Source organism: Pseudoduganella sp. RAF19, from assembly GCF_052114165.1.
In the GTDB taxonomy this organism is placed as follows: domain Bacteria; phylum Pseudomonadota; class Gammaproteobacteria; order Burkholderiales; family Burkholderiaceae_D; genus Rugamonas.
Genome location: NZ_JBFREF010000008.1, coordinates 69538 through 87306 on the forward strand (window position 1 = coordinate 69538; position 17769 = coordinate 87306).

Annotated in this window: 18 protein-coding genes and 1 tRNA gene; 14 read left to right on the top strand and 5 right to left on the bottom strand. The window is 61.3% G+C overall.

What is annotated here, in order from left to right; all coding sequences use genetic code 11:
- The first annotated feature begins 1 nt into the window (after position 1).
- From AB4Z19_RS21165 to AB4Z19_RS21185, 5 genes are all read left to right on the top strand, one after another.
- Positions 2-631 carry a response regulator gene (locus tag AB4Z19_RS21165; RefSeq protein ID WP_442024326.1) on the top strand — a complete coding sequence of 210 codons (630 nt, stop codon included), beginning with the start codon at positions 2-4 and terminating at the stop codon, positions 629-631.
- Positions 632-863: 232 nt separating this feature from the next.
- Positions 864-2027 (top strand): HDOD domain-containing protein, encoded by a 1164-nt coding sequence (locus AB4Z19_RS21170; RefSeq protein ID WP_442024328.1) that lies wholly within the window; start codon positions 864-866, stop codon positions 2025-2027.
- A 4-nt stretch (positions 2028-2031) separates the two neighbouring features.
- Positions 2032-4080, top strand: a complete 2049-nt coding sequence (locus AB4Z19_RS21175) for a putative bifunctional diguanylate cyclase/phosphodiesterase (RefSeq protein WP_442024330.1) — start codon at positions 2032-2034, stop codon at positions 4078-4080.
- Complete coding sequence (locus tag AB4Z19_RS21180; protein WP_442035925.1) at positions 4077-4898, top strand: substrate-binding periplasmic protein; 822 nt, start codon at positions 4077-4079, stop codon at positions 4896-4898. The genes AB4Z19_RS21175 and AB4Z19_RS21180 overlap by 4 nt, the downstream gene beginning before the upstream one ends.
- A 23-nt stretch (positions 4899-4921) precedes the next feature.
- Positions 4922-5011: transfer RNA gene (locus AB4Z19_RS21185), tRNA-Ser, on the top strand.
- Between the two features lie 101 nt (positions 5012-5112).
- Here AB4Z19_RS21185 and AB4Z19_RS21190 read toward each other — a convergent pair.
- Positions 5113-5508 (bottom strand): hypothetical protein, encoded by a 396-nt coding sequence (locus AB4Z19_RS21190; protein ID WP_442026441.1) that lies wholly within the window; start codon positions 5506-5508, stop codon positions 5113-5115.
- Positions 5509-5671: 163 nt separating this feature from the next.
- On the opposite strand from AB4Z19_RS21190, the gene AB4Z19_RS21195 reads away from it, so the two are divergent.
- The 5 genes from AB4Z19_RS21195 to AB4Z19_RS21215 all read left to right on the top strand — a co-directional run bounded on the left by AB4Z19_RS21195 (position 5672) and on the right by AB4Z19_RS21215 (position 9884).
- Complete coding sequence (locus AB4Z19_RS21195) at positions 5672-6706, top strand: alpha/beta fold hydrolase (protein WP_442026442.1); 1035 nt, start codon at positions 5672-5674, stop codon at positions 6704-6706.
- Complete coding sequence (locus AB4Z19_RS21200; protein WP_442026443.1) at positions 6707-7564, top strand: MaoC/PaaZ C-terminal domain-containing protein; 858 nt, start codon at positions 6707-6709, stop codon at positions 7562-7564. It abuts the gene before it with no gap.
- A 32-nt stretch (positions 7565-7596) separates the two neighbouring features.
- Complete coding sequence (locus AB4Z19_RS21205) at positions 7597-8484, top strand: ribose-phosphate pyrophosphokinase (RefSeq protein ID WP_442026444.1); 888 nt, start codon at positions 7597-7599, stop codon at positions 8482-8484.
- 4 nt (positions 8485-8488) lie between these two features.
- Positions 8489-9214 carry a hypothetical protein gene (locus AB4Z19_RS21210; RefSeq protein WP_442026445.1) on the top strand — a complete coding sequence of 242 codons (726 nt, stop codon included), beginning with the start codon at positions 8489-8491 and terminating at the stop codon, positions 9212-9214.
- Positions 9215-9323: 109 nt separating this feature from the next.
- Positions 9324-9884 carry a hypothetical protein gene (locus AB4Z19_RS21215; protein ID WP_442026446.1) on the top strand — a complete coding sequence of 187 codons (561 nt, stop codon included), beginning with the start codon at positions 9324-9326 and terminating at the stop codon, positions 9882-9884.
- On the opposite strand, the gene AB4Z19_RS21220 is transcribed toward AB4Z19_RS21215, so the two are convergent.
- On the bottom strand, positions 9881-10894 hold the full coding sequence (locus AB4Z19_RS21220; RefSeq protein WP_442035926.1) for a zinc-binding alcohol dehydrogenase family protein: 1014 nt from the start codon (positions 10892-10894) through the stop codon (positions 9881-9883). The two genes, AB4Z19_RS21215 and AB4Z19_RS21220, sit on opposite strands and share 4 nt — an antisense overlap.
- Before the next feature lie 102 nt (positions 10895-10996).
- On the opposite strand from AB4Z19_RS21220, the gene AB4Z19_RS21225 reads away from it, so the two are divergent.
- The gene (locus tag AB4Z19_RS21225) at positions 10997-11890 is read left to right on the top strand and encodes a LysR family transcriptional regulator (RefSeq protein ID WP_442035927.1); all 894 of its coding nucleotides are present in this window, start codon (positions 10997-10999) and stop codon (positions 11888-11890) included.
- A 21-nt stretch (positions 11891-11911) separates the two neighbouring features.
- Here AB4Z19_RS21225 and AB4Z19_RS21230 read toward each other — a convergent pair whose 3' ends face one another.
- Entirely contained in the window at positions 11912-12136 is a 225-nt protein-coding gene (locus AB4Z19_RS21230) for a hypothetical protein (protein ID WP_442026449.1), read from the bottom strand.
- A 136-nt stretch (positions 12137-12272) separates the two neighbouring features.
- On the opposite strand from AB4Z19_RS21230, the gene AB4Z19_RS21235 reads away from it, so the two are divergent.
- The 3 genes from AB4Z19_RS21235 to AB4Z19_RS21245 are packed head-to-tail and all read left to right on the top strand — an operon-like array spanning position 12273 to position 14683.
- Positions 12273-12977, top strand: coding sequence for a phosphatase PAP2 family protein (locus AB4Z19_RS21235; RefSeq protein ID WP_442035928.1), 705 nt, complete (start codon positions 12273-12275; stop codon positions 12975-12977).
- Positions 12974-13861, top strand: coding sequence for a diacylglycerol/lipid kinase family protein (locus AB4Z19_RS21240; protein WP_442035929.1), 888 nt, complete (start codon positions 12974-12976; stop codon positions 13859-13861). Before AB4Z19_RS21235 ends, AB4Z19_RS21240 begins: the two co-directional genes overlap by 4 nt.
- A gap of 9 nt (positions 13862-13870) precedes the next feature.
- On the top strand, positions 13871-14683 hold the full coding sequence (locus AB4Z19_RS21245) for a metallophosphoesterase family protein (protein WP_442026763.1): 813 nt from the start codon (positions 13871-13873) through the stop codon (positions 14681-14683).
- On the opposite strand, the gene AB4Z19_RS21250 is transcribed toward AB4Z19_RS21245, so the two are convergent.
- Complete coding sequence (locus tag AB4Z19_RS21250; protein ID WP_442026765.1) at positions 14671-16131, bottom strand: phospholipase D-like domain-containing protein; 1461 nt, start codon at positions 16129-16131, stop codon at positions 14671-14673. The two genes, AB4Z19_RS21245 and AB4Z19_RS21250, sit on opposite strands and share 13 nt — an antisense overlap.
- 257 nt (positions 16132-16388) lie before the next feature.
- Entirely contained in the window at positions 16389-17684 is a 1296-nt protein-coding gene (locus tag AB4Z19_RS21255) for an acetyl-CoA hydrolase/transferase family protein (protein ID WP_442026767.1), read from the bottom strand.
- Positions 17685-17769 lie beyond the last annotated feature (85 nt).

Here is a 17769-nt window from a genome sequence, read left to right on the forward strand (position 1 = left end):
CATGGCAATCAGGATTTTGCTGGTCGATGACCACCCACTCGTCCGCGACGGACTGCGCGCGCGGCTGGAAGCCATGGAGCAGTTCCAGGTGGTGGGTGAGGCGGGCAGCGCGGCTGAAGCGCTGGCGGAAGCGGGCCTCAGTGCGCCGGACTTGGTCCTGATGGACATCAATATGCGCGGCTCCAACGGCATCGAAGCCACTGCCCAGTTCAAGGCGCAGTATCCGCAGATCCGGGTGCTGATCCTGTCCATGCACGACAAGCTGGAATACGTGACCCAGGCCATCCAGGCCGGCGCGCGTGGCTATGTGCTGAAGGATGCGCCGGGCAAGGACATTGTGGTGGCCATCGAAACCGTGATGTCGGGCGGGATTTACTATAGCGCGGCACTGGCGGCCCAGCTGGCCAAACCGCAAAACCAGGACAATCAGCTCACCCAGCGCGAGCACGAAATCCTGCGTCACATCGCCAACGGCGAATCCAATAAGCATATCGCGCGCGAACTGGACCTCAGCGTGCGCACCGTGGAAACCCACCGTCTCAATATCAAACGCAAGCTCGGCATTGAAGGACAGGCCGAGCTGATCAAGTTCGCCGTCCAGCACGCGCAATTCCAAAGTGGCAATAATTAGCCCTAATTGACCGGAAGTGTATTGTTATAGAAACAGCCAACCCGGTTTGGAGAGCACTCTCTACCAACCGGAACCTGTATTTTCGGCAATTTCTGTTATATTCCACAAGTCCTGAAAATCAGGAAAGATTTATTGGATTTATGTAAAAGCTTCCGGTGTTGCGTTTCGCGCCAATGGTTGCCTACCGTTAATAGTTGAACTACCATTGCTGCACAACCACGCCGAGATACCGATGTTTGCGTCTGACTCTAGCCCGTTTCCGCTGGTTGGCTTGAAGCCGGTCTCCAACACCCAGAATCAGTGGGTGGCGTTGGCCTTCCAGCCGCTTCAGGGCGCCGCGCCATCCGCGCTGCTCGCCCTGATGGCTGATTCCGATGCGGAAGTTCTCGCTTCCCTCGACTGCATTATTCCCCTCGCCGATCCGCTGCAACTGGAGCCGTCCCACTTCGAGGGCCTGGCCACCAGCCGCATTGTGCTGTCCATTCCGGCCGCGGTCTGCGCCGATGAGGCAGTGCTGAAGCGCTGCACCACGCTGTCCGACGCGGGCTGCCGCCTGCTGGTGGAAGGCGAGGCCAACATCCAGGCTGCGCGTGCGGGCGTGCGCGGGCTGAATTTCGACTGTGGCGAGACGATGCCGTCCGCGCTGGCGATGCTGACCTTCCCCGGCCCGCATATGGCGCGCAATGTGGTCAGCGCCGAGCGCCTGGAAGAATGCCGCAGGGCCGGCTTCTCCTGGTTCTGCGATACGCCTGCCGTCATGCCGGCTGCCGGCGATGCGAAAGACGACGGCACTTCGCGCAAGCGCCTGCTTACTCTGCTAGGCCTGCTGGCGCGCGATGCCGATTCGCGCGAGCTGGAAGCGCTGCTGAAGCAGGACCCGGCATTGTCCTATCACTTGCTGAAACTGGTGAATTCGGCTGCATTTGCGCCGGCATCCACCATTCATAACTTCGGCCAGGCCATCAATGTGCTGGGCCGCCGCCAGCTGCAACGCTGGCTGCAACTCCTACTGTACGCACGCCGCCAGGTGGACGGTCCGCCGAACGCCTTGCTGCCGCTGGCCGCCTTGCGCGCCGCGCAGATGGAGGCGCTGAGCAAACTGGCCGGCGGCGACCGCGATGCGCAGGATATGGCTTTCCTGGTCGGCGTGTTCTCGCTGCTGGATGTGCTGCTGAATATGCCAATGACCGAGATCGTGGCTGCCCTCAGCCTGGATCTGGACGTGGTGCGCGCGCTGGTCGAGCGTTCCGGTCCGCTGGGCGAAATGCTGCGCCTCGTCGAGCAGCACGCGCCCGACGCCAGCGCGCTGCGCGACGTCGGCATCGATAACGAAACCTACTGGCGCAGTCTGCTGCAGGCTTACCAGTGGGCGCTGCAAGTCAGCAAGAACGTCTAAGACCATGGCGTCCCATCCCGTCTCCGACTTCCTGGACAGCAGCGCGGCCCTGTGCGACGCGGTGCTGCGTCTGCGCGGCCCTGCGCTCGCCGCGGAGCTGGGACGCATTGCACGCGACGTGACGCAAAGCCCGCACGGGCGCTGGGTCCCGGCCGGCACCAATCCATCCGATGCGCTGCCTGGCCAGGCGCTGCATCAGAACGTGATGTTCGACGACCAGTTCTTCGGCCGCTTCGAAGTGTCCGGCGGTACTTACGACGACAAGGTGCGCCAGCACCTGGCCAGCCTGGCCGCGCTGGCGGGCAGCGTGCTGCAGGTGCATTCCATCGCCCAGCGCACCACCCACGCTTATGTGCAGGTGGAAGCCAAGCTGCAGCACCAGTCGCAGATTCTGGATCAGATCCACGAGTCCGTGCTGACCATGGACATGAATGGCTTCATCACCAGCTGGAACAAGGGCGCCGAGCGCCTGTTCGGCTATACCTCGGTGGAAGCCGTGGGCCGCAACATCCTGTTCCTGTACGAAGATGAAGGCGACGTCGGCTTCCACGACAATTTCCTGGAGCAGGGCGGCCGCTTGATGGAAGTGCGCCGCAAGAAGAAGTCCGGTGAAGTATTCTGGGCCAGCCTGTCGCTGTCCACGCTGTGCGATGTACACGACCGCTCGATCGGTCTGATCGCCTACATCACCGATATCACGGAGCGCAAACAGGCCGAGGAACGCATCCATCACCTGGCCTATTACGACGCGCTGACCAATCTGCCCAATCGCTCCCTGCTGACCAAGCTGGTGGACCAGGCGCTGACCGTGGCCCAGCGCAGCAAGCAAACCGGCTGCGTGATGTTCATCGATCTGAATCGCTTCAAGATGATCAACGACACGCTGGGACGCGAGATCGGCGACGAGCTGCTGTGCGAAGTGGCGCAGCGCTTCCGTCTGGCGCTGCGCGACCAGGATATCGTGGCGCGTTTGGGTGGCGACGAATTTGCCGTCGGCCTGTTCGACATCAGCCAGCACTACGAAGCCAGCATGGTGGCGCAAAAGCTGCTGCAGACTTTGAGCTCGCCCTTCATCATCGATGGCCACGATCTGCGCGTTGGCGCATCGATCGGTATCAGCGTCTTCCCGCAGGACGGGCAGGATGCGGAAACCTTGCTGCGCCTGGCCGACATCGCCATGTTCCGCGCCAAGCAGGGCGGCGATCCGGATGGCGAAAACGTCGCGTTCTACAGCCACGATATGAACCAGGGTATGCAGGAACGCATGCGCATCGAATCCGGCCTGCGCCAGGCGCTGGGCAACGGACAACTGATGCTGCACTACCAGCCCAAGTATTCCATCGCTTCCGGCCAGATCATCGGCGCCGAAGCGCTGGTGCGCTGGAAGCATCCTGAGCGCGGCCTGGTGCCGCCCGCCGAATTCATTCCGCTGGCCGAAGCGACTGGCCTCGTGGTGCAGGTCGGCGAATGGGTGCTGGAAGCCGCGTGCGCGCAGGCGCAGCGCTGGAAGCAAATGGGACTGCCGCCGGTACGCCTGGCGGTGAACGTGTCCGCGCGCGAGTTCACCTCCGCGCTGCCGGGCCGCGTGAGCGAAACGCTGAAGCGCTACGGTCTTGAGCCGTCGTGGCTGGAGCTGGAAATCACCGAGAGCACGCTGATGCACAATATCGATCGCGTGATCGGCATCATGGACCGCCTGACCGCGCAAGGCATCACGCTGTCGCTGGACGATTTCGGCACGGGCTATTCGAGCCTGTCCTACCTGAAGCGCTTCCCAATCGATACGCTGAAAATCGATCGTTCCTTCACCACAGGTATCCCGGGCGACACCAACGACTGCGCCATCGCCAGCACCATCATCAGTATCGCGCAGCAGCTGCGCCACAAGGTGATTGCCGAAGGCGTGGAAACCGTCGAGCAGCTGGCCTTCCTCAAGGATTCCGGCTGCGACGAGGTGCAGGGCTACCTGTTCTCGCGTCCCCTGCCTGCTGACGAATTCGAGCAGGCCCTGCTCAAAGCCATGCTGCCGCACTACACCGCGAGCCAGGCATGAAACGCATCGCGATCCTGTTGGCAGCCGCGCTCTGCGCCGGCGCTGCCTGGGCTGGCGATGCGATCAAATTCGGCGTGCCGGACGCGATCGCGCCATTTGTTCTGCCCAGCCGCGACAGCGGCCTGCTGGTCGACATCTTCCGGGAGGCCCTTGCCACGCAGGGCGCGGGCGCGGAATTCGTCTACCTGCCATCGAACCGCACCGACGAAGCCTTGCGCACCGGCTGGGTGGACGTTGTGAGTGCCCTCAAGACTGCGCCGCCGGCGACTGGAGTGCCGGGCCACTGGCCTGTCACACACTTCCACAATGTGGCGATCACGCTGAAGGTGCGCATTCCCCGCCTGGCCATGGACGATTTGTCGCGCTACCGCGTGAGCGCCTTCCGTGGCGCGTCGAAAGTGCTGGGCGCCGCCTACCAGGAAGCCACTGCCGACAATCCCTCCTACCGTGAATTGCCAAGCATGCCGTCCGCGCTGCTGATGCTGGGGCAAGTGGACGTGGTGATCTCGCAGCCGGACATCTTCCGCTACTACCTCACGCGCCAGGCCAAATTCAGCCGCGTGGACGACAACGAGCTGGCCTTCCACGACATTCTGGGGAAGGGCGTCGATTACTGGTTCCAGTTCCGCACCGCCGAGCAGCGCGACGTCTTCGAGCGCGGCATCGCTGCACTGTACAAATCCGGCGCCGTAGACAAGATTTTCGACCGCTACCGCCGTGAATACGGCACCACCCGCGAGTTCTTCCGTCCTCTCGACTGCCAATTTCTAGCGGCCAAACCGCGCGGCTGCGCAGGGGACACTGGCAAGCCAAGTTGAATTGGGTATAATGCTGCCTCCAAGGAAGCGTGGCCGAGTGGTTGAAGGCAGCAGTCTTGAAAACTGCCGACGGTTAATCCCGTTCGTGAGTTCGAATCTCACCGCTTCCGCCAGAACAGCGCCTGCGCGCCGCTTACACCATTTGTCGGGCCGGCATATTGAGAAATCTCAATAAATCCCTCCGACTGTCCGAATGTCGGATCTGACCCCGAATTTAATTCAGGGTCATGTAAATGCCACCGATGGTCCAGGCCATCATTAGAGAAATCAGCCACAGCCGGCCCCAGTATTGATAGTGAATATCGCTGGGATCGCCGCGCCGGTATCGCACCTTCACCATGTCGCCGACGTAGTGCATGAACTGATCGGAAATTTCGCTGGAGTCGTATTCTTCGGGTCCTACCGCGTAGCGAAGGGTCAGGTAAATTGTCCGGTTGGCGTAGCCGTCCAGGTCGGGACGTTCGACGATGCGTACCTTGATGACTTTTGCGTGAACGGTGTCGCTGACAAAATAGAAGAAGCTGGCCTTCAGCAGCAGATAGATAATCAACGCCAACCAGGCTAGTAGAGCGGCGAGAGCGCAGTAGAGTAACTTTTTGTGGTTGCTCATGTGTACTGATTGTACCTGCTTAGTGCCCTCCTTGATGCAAGTTGTTGCACTGTGACAATCGGAGAGACTGTTCGCTTATCGGCGCGATCATAATGGGTCACCTTTCAGTTTTATTTGAGCCCGCGATTCGCGGGCTTTTTCTTTTTTGATAGTATGCGGTCGCATGAGAGCTCATCTGACCTTGTGCGTCACCCTTGCGATATGCCAGCCTGCCTTGGCGGGCGAGCAGTTCCGTGTTCAATCCGCGCCGGGCATTACGCTGGCGGTGTCCGAAGTTGGGCAGCATCATGGACGGCGGCCGATCTTGCTGGTGCATGGCGCGCGCGTGGGCGCGATCGGGTCGTTTGATTTGCCGGTGACGGGTGGCTCGCTGGCGGCGGATCTGGCTGCGCGGGGCTTCGATGTTTATCTGCTGGATGTGCGTGGATATGGCGCGTCCAGCAGGCCGGCTGCGATGGATGCGCCGCCGGAGGGCAAGGCTGCGCTGGTGCGGTCCAATGAGGCGGTTGAGGATGTCGATGCGGCGGTGGACTTTGTTCGTCAGCGCAGCGGCGGTGCGAAGGTGGCCTTGTTTGGATGGGCGACGGGCGGGCAATGGGCGGGGCATTATGCGAGCCTGCATTCCGCAAAGCTCAGCGCGCTCATCGTGCTGAATAGCCTGTATCGCGGCAGCAGTCCACACGCGATGATCGGACCTGGCTCAAGCCTTGACGATAAGGCGCATCCTGGGCGCTTTGATACAGCGGCCTGCGGCGCTTATCGCTTTAATGACGGCGCGTCGGTACTGCGTCCATGGGATGCAACGCTCGGCGATGCGAAGAATACCGCGCGCGACCCGAAAGTCGCGGCAGCTTATGTGGAGGCGGCGTTGTCGAGTGATCCGGGCAGCAGCTCGCGCGAGCCACGCAGCTTCCGGTCGCCATGCGGCGCGATGGAAGACAGCTTTTATTTGGCGAGCGGCAGGCAGCTTTGGGACGCGTCGCTGATTACTGCGCCTGTCCTGGCAATCGCCGGCGAGAAGGATTTCTGGTCACGTCCGGAAGACATGCGCAATCTCGAAGCGGACCTTGTGCATGCTGCCTCCGTGCGCATGGTGCGCATTCCCGGCGCAACGCACTTCCTCCACCTGGAGCGCCCGGAGCGAGGCCGCGCGCAATTGATTGAAGAGGTGGACGCGTTTGTGTCCAAGGCAAAATAGATGGCCGAAATTACGAATCAGCTTCCTTCGACTTCTTTACTGGGTTTGCTGCGCGGCGCATTACGGGCGCGCAGTGGGCAGGCCGATGAGGCGGCAATGAGCGCCAGTTATCGCGTCGCGAGCGTTGATGCGGCACAGATGCGGGCGTGTCGGGAGTTGCTGGGATTGTCTGACGAACGTACGCCGGTCGCTTTCCATTATTTGATTGCGCAGCGTGCTCATCTGGCGGCGATGGTGGGGCGGACGTTTCCGTTCAAGCTGGCGGGGATGATCCATGTCGAGAACAGGATCGTCGAGCTCGCGCCGTTGGACATGGACTTAGAGATTGTCGTTCACAATACCTTGCGCATTGAACCGCCGACGCCGGCTGGTGCGCGGTTTTGTGTGTTCGATACGCTGGCCGAGCAGCGCGGGGTGCCGGTGTTTCGTTGCGAGAGCCGCTATCTGGCGGTACGTGGAGAGAAGCGCGGCAGCGCCAAGGCCGCGACGGTGGCGCAGGCCCATGCGGAAGTCGGGCGCTGGGAGCTCAGCGCAGATGCCGGCCGCAGGTATGCGCGTGTGTCGGGCGACTGGAACCCGATTCATTTGTGGGCATGGTCGGCGCGCTTGTTCGGACTGGAGCGGCCGATCATTCATGGCATGCAGACCATCGGCAAGGCTTGCGCGCTGCTGGAGGCTGCGGCGGGCCAGCGCGTGAGGTCGATCTCGGCCCGATTTCTGGCGCCAATTGCGCTGGGTAGCGAGGTCAGGCTGGAGGCGGATTGGCGCGAGGCCCGGTTCTACATCCACGCAGGCGATAGGCTGGCCGTCGAGGGCACGTTCGAAATTGACACTCAAGCAAGGATTGATGTGCTGTAGAATTGGCCGATGCAATTCCAGGAGAACAGGGAATGAAGCCAATTCTGTTTGCGCTGCCGGGCAATGAGCGGCTGGCGCAGCGCCTTGCGCAGGAGCTCGATTGGGAGCTGGGCAGTGCAACCATCCGCCGCTTTCCGGACGGGGAATCGTATGTGCGCCTGCTGTCCGAAGTCCAGGGCCGTGAAGTGATCTTCGCCGGCAGCCTGGACCGTCCCGACGAGAAGTTCATGACTCTCTACATCGCGGCCAGCCTGGCGCGCGAACAGGGCGCCAGGCGCATCGGCCTGGTGGCGCCGTATCTAGCGTACATGCGCCAGGATTCGGCCTTCAACAAAGGCGAGGGACAGACTTCCGTCCAGTTCGGCAAGCTGCTGTCCTCCTTTATCGACTGGATCGTTACCGTCGATCCCCACTTGCACCGCCACCACGATCTGGCCGAGTGCTACAGCATTCCAACCAGGATCGTGCGTGCTGCGCCCGCGATTGCCGACTGGCTGAAGCAAAATATCCAGCGTCCGCTGATCATCGGTCCGGATGCGGAAAGCGAACAGTGGGCGGGCGAGGTGGCCAGACTTGCGGGCGCCCCCTGCATAGTGCTGGAAAAGATCCGGCGCGGCGACCGCGACGTGTCGGTCTCGGTGCCGGACACGGACAAGTGGCGCGACCACACGCCCGTGCTTGTTGACGATATCGCATCGACCGCCCGCACCATGATGAGCGCCGCAAGCCATATCCTGAACGCCGGCCTGGCAAAACCGGTGTGCATCGCGGTGCATGCAGTCTTTGCGGACAATGCGCATGCCGAGTTGCGCGATATGGGCGTGGGCGAAATCGTCAGCTGCAACACGATTACCCATGCGAGCAACCGGATCGACCTGCTGCCCGCCCTTGCCCCTGTCGTAGCGGCGATGATAAATTAAGGCGATGCTGAACTGGATTAGATATCACTACCGCCGTTTGCGTCTTCCCTCAGCGTTCCGCTCCTGGGAAAGCGCACGCCGTGCCGAGTACGAGGCTTATGGCGAACAGAAGTTTTCCACCACGCGGCTGGAAGCGAAGCTGTTGGCCGCCACCAAGGCGCTGGAAGAGAAGGCCCATCGCCGCTTTGGCATCTTGATGAGCAAGGCGCAGCTGGAGGAAATGTCCCTGGAAAAGCAGGCTGCGGCGTTCCGCGCCCAGCTGGATAGCTTTGATCGGCCGTTCAAGGAAGAGTTCCTGACGCTGGAAGCTGAGATGAGCCTGTTGTCCGAGCGCCGCCGCCAAGCTTACGCTGCCAAGAACGCCGCGGAGATCGAGCAGGTCAATGGTGAAATCGCGCAGCTGCAGCGCCGCATCAACGCCGTCCGCTCGGATATGGCCGTGCTGGCCGATCTGCGCAAGCAGGGCATCACGCCCGAAAAACTGCGCCGCAACCTGAAGCGCTGCGAAATGCGCACCCTGGAGCTGGAAGATGAACAGGCGCGGCTGAAACGGGAACGCGCCGAGTTCACGCATTTTTCACCCGACGCGGACGAGATCAAGGCGATCGAGCAGGAAATCGCCCTGATGCAGCGCAAGCATCGCGACTACCTGAGCGCGTTCGACGCACCCGCCGAACGCCGCCGCCGCGAGCGCGAGCATGAGGAAGCCTGGCTGAACGGCACGCTCTAAGCTGCGCTGATTGCACATCTTTTAATCTGCATCAAGTGTAACGAGCGGCCCCATGCGTCCTCGCTGCCTATACTTGGAATGTCGCAGACTTCCGGGGGGAGGGCAAATCATGCGCAACGATCCTTTGATCGCCAGCATTGGCGGACTGCTGCAGAAATTCAAACGCTTCGAGACACGCATGCGGCAGCTTGGTCTGCCGCTTTTTCTTGCGCAGTTGCCGACCTGGGTCTTATGCCTCAACTACTGCATGATGATGGAGGGGAAGACGGCCCGCATTACACGCATCTCGCGCCGCATTCAACGCTGGCTGGGCTCGGTGCGCGAGTTGTCCAATCATGAGAAGGCACGCACGGAGCTGATCGACATCGACCGCGGCATGCGGGACGATATCGAAGCGACCAAGCGCACCTTGCTGCAATTGCGCGAGCTGTGCGTGAACATCGGTACGCTGTTTGGCAACATCGGCTTTACCTCGAAGATCCTGGACCGCACTCAGCGGGCTTTCTTGAAGGTGGTTGATCTGTCCTGCGAAACGGCGACCACGCTGCAGGGCGCGCTGGAGGCGCATGACGATCGCGCCTTGTCGATTCTGCGCCAGCAGCAGGCGGTGCAGCTGGCGGCAGAAGCCAGCGCGGCCGCTCATGCGGCGCGCGCTGTGGAAGCGCTTTAGAAGCCTTCCAGTACGATCTTGCCGCGCGCGGTATTGCTTTCGATGAGGGCATGCGCGCGTTTCAGGTTTTCGGCATTGATCTTGCCGAAGCGTTCACCTACCGTGGTCTTCAGCACGCCGCTGTCCACCAGCTGGGACACGTCATTCAGCAGCGCGTACTGCTTTTGCATATCGTCGGTCTGGAACATGGAGCGGGTGAACATCAGTTCCCAGTGCAGGGAAATGCTCTTGCGCTTCAGCAGACGCACGTCGATGTGTTCGATATCGTCGATCAGGGCCAGCTTGCCTTGCGGCGCGATCAGCTCGACCAGCGCGGTGAAGTGCTTGTCGGTCTGATTCAAGCTGGCCACATAATCGACAGGCGGCAATCCCGCGCGCTTCAGTTCCTCATTCAGCGGCTTGGTATGGTCGAGTACGTGATGCGCACCCAAAGTCTTCACCCACTCCACGGTTTCGGGACGCGATGCGGTAGCGATCACGGTCAGGCCCGTCAACTGGCGTGCCAGCTGGACCAGGATGGAGCCCACGCCACCCGCTGCGCCGGTGACCAGGATCGATTTGCCGCTCACGCCTTTGTCGCGCGAGACTTCCAGGCGGTCGAACAGCATTTCCCAGGCCGTGATGGCGGTCAGGGGCAGGGCGGCAGCATCAACGAAGGACAGATTGCGCGGCTTGTGGCCCACGATGCGCTCATCCACCAGATGCAGTTCGCTATTGGTGCCGGGGCGGGTGAGGTCGCCTGCATACCAGACCTCATCACCCGGTTTGAACAGGGTGACGTCCGGACCGACGGCCTTCACGATGCCCGTAGCGTCCCAGCCCAGCACTTTCAGATCGCCTTCGGCCGGAGCCACATTGCGGCGAATCTTGGTGTCGACTGGATTAACCGAGATGGCTTTGACTTCGACCAGCAAGTCGCGGCCGCTGGCAACCGGCGCCGGCAGTTCGACGTCGACCAGGGCCTTGGCGTCGGTGATGGGCAGGGAGGCGTGATAGGCAACTGCTTTCATTTTGTTTTCCTCGTAAAAAGTTATCGATGGCGCTATCTTCATTTATCGCGGAGCGAAGAAAAAGACTAGAATCACCGAAACACTTTCAATGAAACGAAGAAAATGCTGCGTTTTGACGACCTCTCCGTGTTCGTGAGCACGGCCGATCATGGCAGCCTGTCGGCCGCCGCCCGGATACTGGATATTTCACCGGCGATGGCCAGCGCAGCCCTGAAGCGGCTGGAAGGTGAGCTGAAGCTGCGCCTGTTCGCCCGCACCACGCGCTCGCTGCGCCTGACCGATGAGGGGGAACATTATCTGCGCCACGCGCGGGAAGCGCTGCGCTTGCTGAAGGAGGGCCACGAAACCCTGATCGGCAAGGATGCCTTCTCCGGCACGCTGAAAATATCTTTCCCGTCTGATGTGGGCCGCAATGTGATCCTACCCTGGCTGGATAAGTTCCAGGCCCAGTATCCCGGCGTCAGCTACCAGATCAATGTGAGCGACCGCCGGGCCGATATGACCCGCCTGCCGGTAGATCTGGCGATCCGCTACGGCAAACTGGAAGACTCAAGTCTGGTAGCCATGCCCATTACGGCGGACAACCGGCGGGTGCTGGTTGCCTCGCCGGAATACGTTCGTCAGCACGGCAGGCTGAATACTTTAGACGATTTGCGGCGGCATAACTGCCTCCGTTTTGCGCTGGAAGACATGATTTACGACCGCTGGGCCTTCGCGCCACAGAACGGCGAAGCGTCTGTGGTGCAGGTGAGCGGCAATCGATGGACCAACGATTCCGACCTGGTACGGCGCTGGGCCGTGGCCGGTTTGGGCATCGCCTACAAATCACGCCTGGACATGACCGCCGACCTGAAGGCCGGGCGCTTGCAGGTGCTGCTGCCAGAAATAGCGGGTGAAGAGGTGCCGCTACAGCTGGTTTGTCAGCACCGCTCGCAGGTCACGCCCATCGTGATTCAGTTGCGCGACTTCTTGCGCGCGCAGGTGGAGCAGATGTGAGTAAACTGGATCGGCGCCGGATCAGCGGGCTTTCGACAGAATCAGCAGCCAGCGGCCGAACAGCAGAACTTCAACATGGCCCGGCTGCACGCCGGTGTCGCATTCGATAATCGGGTTCACCGCATAGAAGCGCTTGCGGAAGTCACGGCACACCAGCATCTCGCGCTTGCCAAAGCGAACCAGGAAAGACATCGGGGCATATTCGAGACCGAAACGAGAGTCGAAAGTGCTTTGCAGAGTAGTCATGACAAGTCCTTTGCGAGAGTTGTTTTTGCGTTAGTGTTGAACCAGTGAGACTAGAATAACACAACTACTGTACAAAAACACAGGACTGTATGAAAAATCAGGTTTTTTTATTAATCGTTGCGTTTTGTGTACATCGATGAGCCAGGTCGCCTATAAGAAGCTGAAGCGCTTCGTGGCTGCCCGGCTGGCCCCCGGCGAGGAGCTGGGCCTGCACCTGACCGTTGGCCTGGTACTGTTGTTTGTGGCGGTCTACGCCTTTCATGAGCTGGCGGAGGATATGCGGCGCGATGCCGGTATCGCCGCCTGGGACTTGCGCCTGGCGCAGTGGCTGCATCTGCATGCCTTCGAACCACTGACGAGTTTCATGCTCGTGGTGACGCAAATGCATAGCGTCGCAGGCATACTGGTGCTGACATCGCTGCTGGCGCTGTATTTATGGCGGCGCGGCGAGCGCTATTGGCTGCTGACTTTGCTTATCGTCGTGCCGCCGGGGATGTTGCTCAATGTCGCACTGAAGTACAGCTATCAGCGCGCGCGTCCCTATTTCGACGAGCCGTTGCTGACCCTGGCAACCTACAGCTTCCCCAGCGGGCACACCGCCGCGGCGACGTTGTTTTATGGGGTACTGGCCAGCTATCTGGTCATGAAAGGCAGGCGCTGGTGGGCCGTGCCGGGCGCCGTGGCGATGGTCCTGCTGGTCGCATGCAGCCGTATGTATTTAGGCGTGCATTATCTGAGCGATGTGTTGGCGGCGATGATGGAAGGCGTTGCCTGGCTCGCCATCTGTCTGACCGGCGTGTCCACCTGGCGCCGCCGCCGCGAAAACGGAAAACAGCTGTGAGCGGCATCACCGTCATCGTCAACGCGGGCGCCGGCCTGGGGCATGACGAGGCGCTGGTGCGCACCCTGCATGACAAGTTTGCCGTCCATGGCCTGCAGCCTGACGTGGTGCTGGCCCACAGCGGCGACGAAATGAAGTCCGCCGCGCATTCGGCGCTGGCGCGCGGCGTCAAAGCCGTGGTCGCAGGCGGTGGCGACGGCACCATCAATGCGGTGGCGTCCGTGGTGCTGGATAGCCCGGCACTGTTTGGCGTGCTGCCGATGGGTACGCTGAATCACTTTGCCAGAGATCTGGGGATTCCGCTGCTGCTCGACAGCGCAATTGACGTGATCGCGCGCGGTGCCGTCCGGCGGGTCGACGTGGGCGAGGTGAATGGACACATCTTCCTCAACAATTCCAGCCTCGGCCTGTACCCGGATATTGTGCGCGACCGCGAAAAGCAGCAGCGCCGCCTTGGCCGCGGCAAGTGGCTGGCGTTCTGTTGGGCGACACTTGCCGCGCTCAAGCGCTATCCTTTCCTGAGCGTGCGCTTGCAGCTTGGCGAGAACCGGCGCGCTTGCCGCACACCTTTTGTTTTCGTCGGTAATAATGAATACACCATGCAGGGCTTCAACATCGGCGAGCGGGCGTGCATCGATGGCGGATCGCTGAGTCTGTATGTGGCGCAGCGTCCTACGCGGCTGGGTCTGGTGCGGCTGGCTTTCCACGCGTTGCTCGGCAGTCTGGCCCAGGCGCGCGATTTCAGCGCGGAGCTGGCGAAAGAGCTGCAGGTGGAAACCCATCACAAGCGCTTGCGTGTCGCGACGGATGGCGAAGTGACGGTGATGACCACGCCGCTGCACTACCGCATCCGTCCGGCAGCCTTGCCGGTGCTGGTGCCTTGAGGAGACGCTATGCGTACGCTGGTGCATTTGTCCGATCTGCATTTTGGCCGCGTGGACGCGCAATTGCTGGCGCCTTTGCGCGAGACGGTGCGTGCGGTGCAGCCGCATGTGGTGGTGATCTCCGGCGATCTCACGCAGCGGGCGCGCAGCGCCCAGTTCATCGAAGCGCGCGATTTTCTGGCGAGCCTGCCCGACCCGCAAATCGTGGTGCCGGGCAATCACGATATACCGCTGTATAACGTGGTGGCGCGCTTTCTCACGCCGCTGGACAAGTACCAGCGCCACATCACCTCGGACATGTCGCCCGAGTATGTGGACGATGAGATTGCGGTGCTGGGCCTGAACACCGCGCGCTCGCTGACCTTCAAGGACGGCCGCGTGAACCGCGAGCAGATCATCCGCCTGCACGAGCGCTTCGACGGCTTGCCGCGCAGCCTCGCGCGGGTGGTGGTGACGCACCACCCCTTCGATCTGCCCGAGCACTACGATGAAGATGAGCTGGTCGATCGCGCCGAGATGGCCATGTCTGCTTTCGCCCGCTGCGGCGTGGACCTGCTGCTGGCCGGCCACCTGCACACCAGTCACTCCCACTCCAGCGCAGAACGCTACAAGATCAGCGGCTATGCGGCGCTGATCGTGCAGGCGGGCACAGCGACCTCCACGCGCGGACGCGGCGAGTCGAATTCATTCAACGTGATCCGCGTCGAGCATGACCGCATCGAAGTCGAACGGCGCAGCTGGAATGGCGAGTCCTTTGAAGCGGCGGGCACGGACGCTTTTATCCGCAGTGGCGATGTCTGGCAGCAGGCTCAGAGCCAGTAGTCCCAGAAGCGGGCGAGCCATTCTTTAACGCGGGCGGCGAAGGGACGGTGCTCCCAGGCTTCGCGCGTAACTTCGGTGGAGTTGCGCAGATCTTCCTTGAAGGCGTTTTCCATCTCGGTGCCGAACACGTCACCCATCACGATCACGTTGACTTCGCTGTTGTGCAGGAAGCTGCGGGTATCGATGTTGGTGGAGCCGACGGTGGACCAGACGCCGTCGATCACCACGGTTTTTGCGTGCAGCACGGACAGTTTCAGTTCGTGAATGCGCACCCCGGCCTTCAGCAGGCGCGAGTAGAAGGCGCGGCCGGCGTGGAAGACCAGTTCGCTGTCGGACTTGCTGGGCAGGACCAGCTGCACATCCACGCCGCGTTTCGCCGCCTCGATCAGGGCTTGAAGCGTTTGATCGTCCGGCACGAAATAAGCGCAGGTGATGTGGATGGATTTCTTCGATTCCTGGATCGCCAGCAGGAGTGCTTTGTAGATTTCGAACTTGCCGCCGGGCTCGCTGCCCAGGACGCGCACCACCTTATCGCCTTCCACGGTGGGCGTGGGGAAGTAGTTGGCATCGCGCAGATCATCGACATCCTGGCTGATCCAATTGTGGATGAAGAGCCATTGCATGGACTGCACAGCGGGGCCTTCGATGCGCACATGGGTATCACGCCAGCCGACTTCGTTCTCGCCTTTGCCTTTATCCGCCCCCGCGCCCGAGCCCAGGCCGCTGCCGGATGGAGCGCTGCCACCGCCGGGCGCTGAGCCGCCGCGCTTACCGGAACGGAAAGGCGAACTCTTGGAGTACGTGTCGCTGATATTGATGCCGCCGGCGAAGCCGACTTTGCCGTCCACGATCAGCATCTTGCGGTGGTCGCGGTTATTCACTTTCCAGCCATTGCCATGGGCTTTTGCGGGATTCACGGGATTGAACACCAGCAAATCGATGCCGCCCTCGCGCATGTGATCGAGAAAGGTCTGCGGCACGCCGATGGTGCCGACGGCGTCCACCATCACATTGACGGTCACGCCCTCGCGCTGCTTCTGGATCAGCAGCTCGGCGAATTTTTCGCCAAGCTCATCTTGGTCGAAAATATAGGTCTCGAAATTGATATTGTTCTTGGCGGCGGAGATGGCCTTCATCATTTCGGCCATGGTCTGCGGGCCGTCGAACAGCAGCTTCACTGAATTGCCCGCGATCAGCGGCACGCCGGTTGCGGACTCCTCCAGCGCCGCCTGGGCTTTCAAATCCAGGGTGGACTTGGCCCAGTGCTTCTTCAGCAGCGCTTCGGTGGTCTGCTTGGGCAGCTTACCGTGTGCCGTTTCGACGACGGGCAGGGTCGTCGCTGTAAGACGGGCTTCATCCGGATCAACCTCTGGCAGACCGGCACAGGCGAGCAGTGACCAGCTCGTCAAAAATATCGCGACCCAGTGATTTGCCTTCCCGTATCTCATAGCAGCCTCCACGGCTCAGTCTATGCTTACGGCCCCGTTTTGATTGTTCGCCACCGAACACAGCGCCCCCCCACCATGGGGTCAGATCCGACATTCGGACATTTTTCGCGGCTCCTATGGCGCCGTCAGCTCCGAACGGCGGTTTGCGCTGGTCTAACCATGCCCACGTGGCCGAATTGAGAGCAATGTTCGGCCTTGACGCAGCGAATAGCGTGGGCGCGCAAAATTGTCCGAATGTCGGATCTGACCCCCCGGTGTTAGGCGAGGAGGAGGGTGGAGGCGGCTTGGCGGAGCTCGCTGCGGAAGTCGGGATGCGCGATGGCGATCAGCGCTTCAGCGCGCTGGCGGGCGGATTTGCCGCGGAGCTGGGCGACGCCATACTCGGTCACCACGTAATTGACGTCGTTTTTGCCAGTGGTGACGTGCGTGCCGGGCGTGAGTGTTGGAACGATCCGAGAGATGGCGCCTTCTTTCGCCGTCGAAGGCAGCACAATGAACGATTTGCCGCCGCGCGAGCGGTTGGCGGCACGCACGAAATCGACTTGTCCGCCGGTGCCGGAGTAGGGCAGATGGGCCAGGCTTTCGGAACCGCATTGGCCCAGCAAGTCCACCTGCAGCGTCGCGTTAATGGTGATGAGCTTGTCGTTCTGCCCAGCGATATACGGGTCGTTGGTAAAGTTCACCGGATGAATTTCCAGCATCGGGTTGTGGTGCATGAACTCGTACAGGTTCTGCGATCCCAGCGCAAAGGTGGCGACCATCTTTCCAGGCAGGAAGCTCTTGCGGCGGTTGGTCACTGCGCCCGATTTCACCAGCTTCAAGATGCCGTCGCCGATCATCTCGGTGTGAATCCCCAAATCGTGCTTGCCGGTCAGCTGCTGCACCACCGCATCGGGAATGCCGCCATAGCCGATCTGCAAGGTCGAGCCGTCTTCGATCATCTCGGCCACATAGCGCCCAATCGATTCCTGCACCGGACCAATCTTGGGCAGCCCCACTTCGATCACCGGCTCGTCGCTTTCGACAATCGCGCTGACCTGCGACACGTGCACATGGCATTGCCCATGCGCAAACGGCACATTCGGATTCACTTCCAGCACCACAGCGCGCGCCTTCTGGATCGCCGCCATCGTGTAGTCCGCGCCCAGGCTGAGCGCGAAATAGCCGTGCTCATCCATGTCGGAGGCCAGGGCAAACACTACGTCCGACGGAATCAGCCCGCGCTCGATCATCAGCGGAATTTCGGAGAAGTAATTCGGAATGAAGTCGCCCCAGCCGCCCTGGCCGCAGCCACGCGAAGCGCCACCGAAGAACAACGCCACGTGGCGTACATGCTCGGCGGTGTCGCAATCGAAGTATTCGTATTTCCGCATGGCCAGAATCTGCGACACTTTCACGCCACGGAAGCGGCGGCGCTGGGTCGATAGCTCAGTCAGCAAGCCCGGCGGCTCAGCCGCGCCGGTGGGAACGATGATGGTGTCGCCGTCGCGCACCAGTTGTACGGCGTCCGCCGCGGACATGCGCTTGCTGGCATACAGGCTCTGGGCTTGCATGTTGTCTCCTCAGTGTTCTTTTGTGTGCGTTCGCACAGATTGCACCATGGTGCTTACCCTAAGCTGACAGCAAGCTTGAGGGATC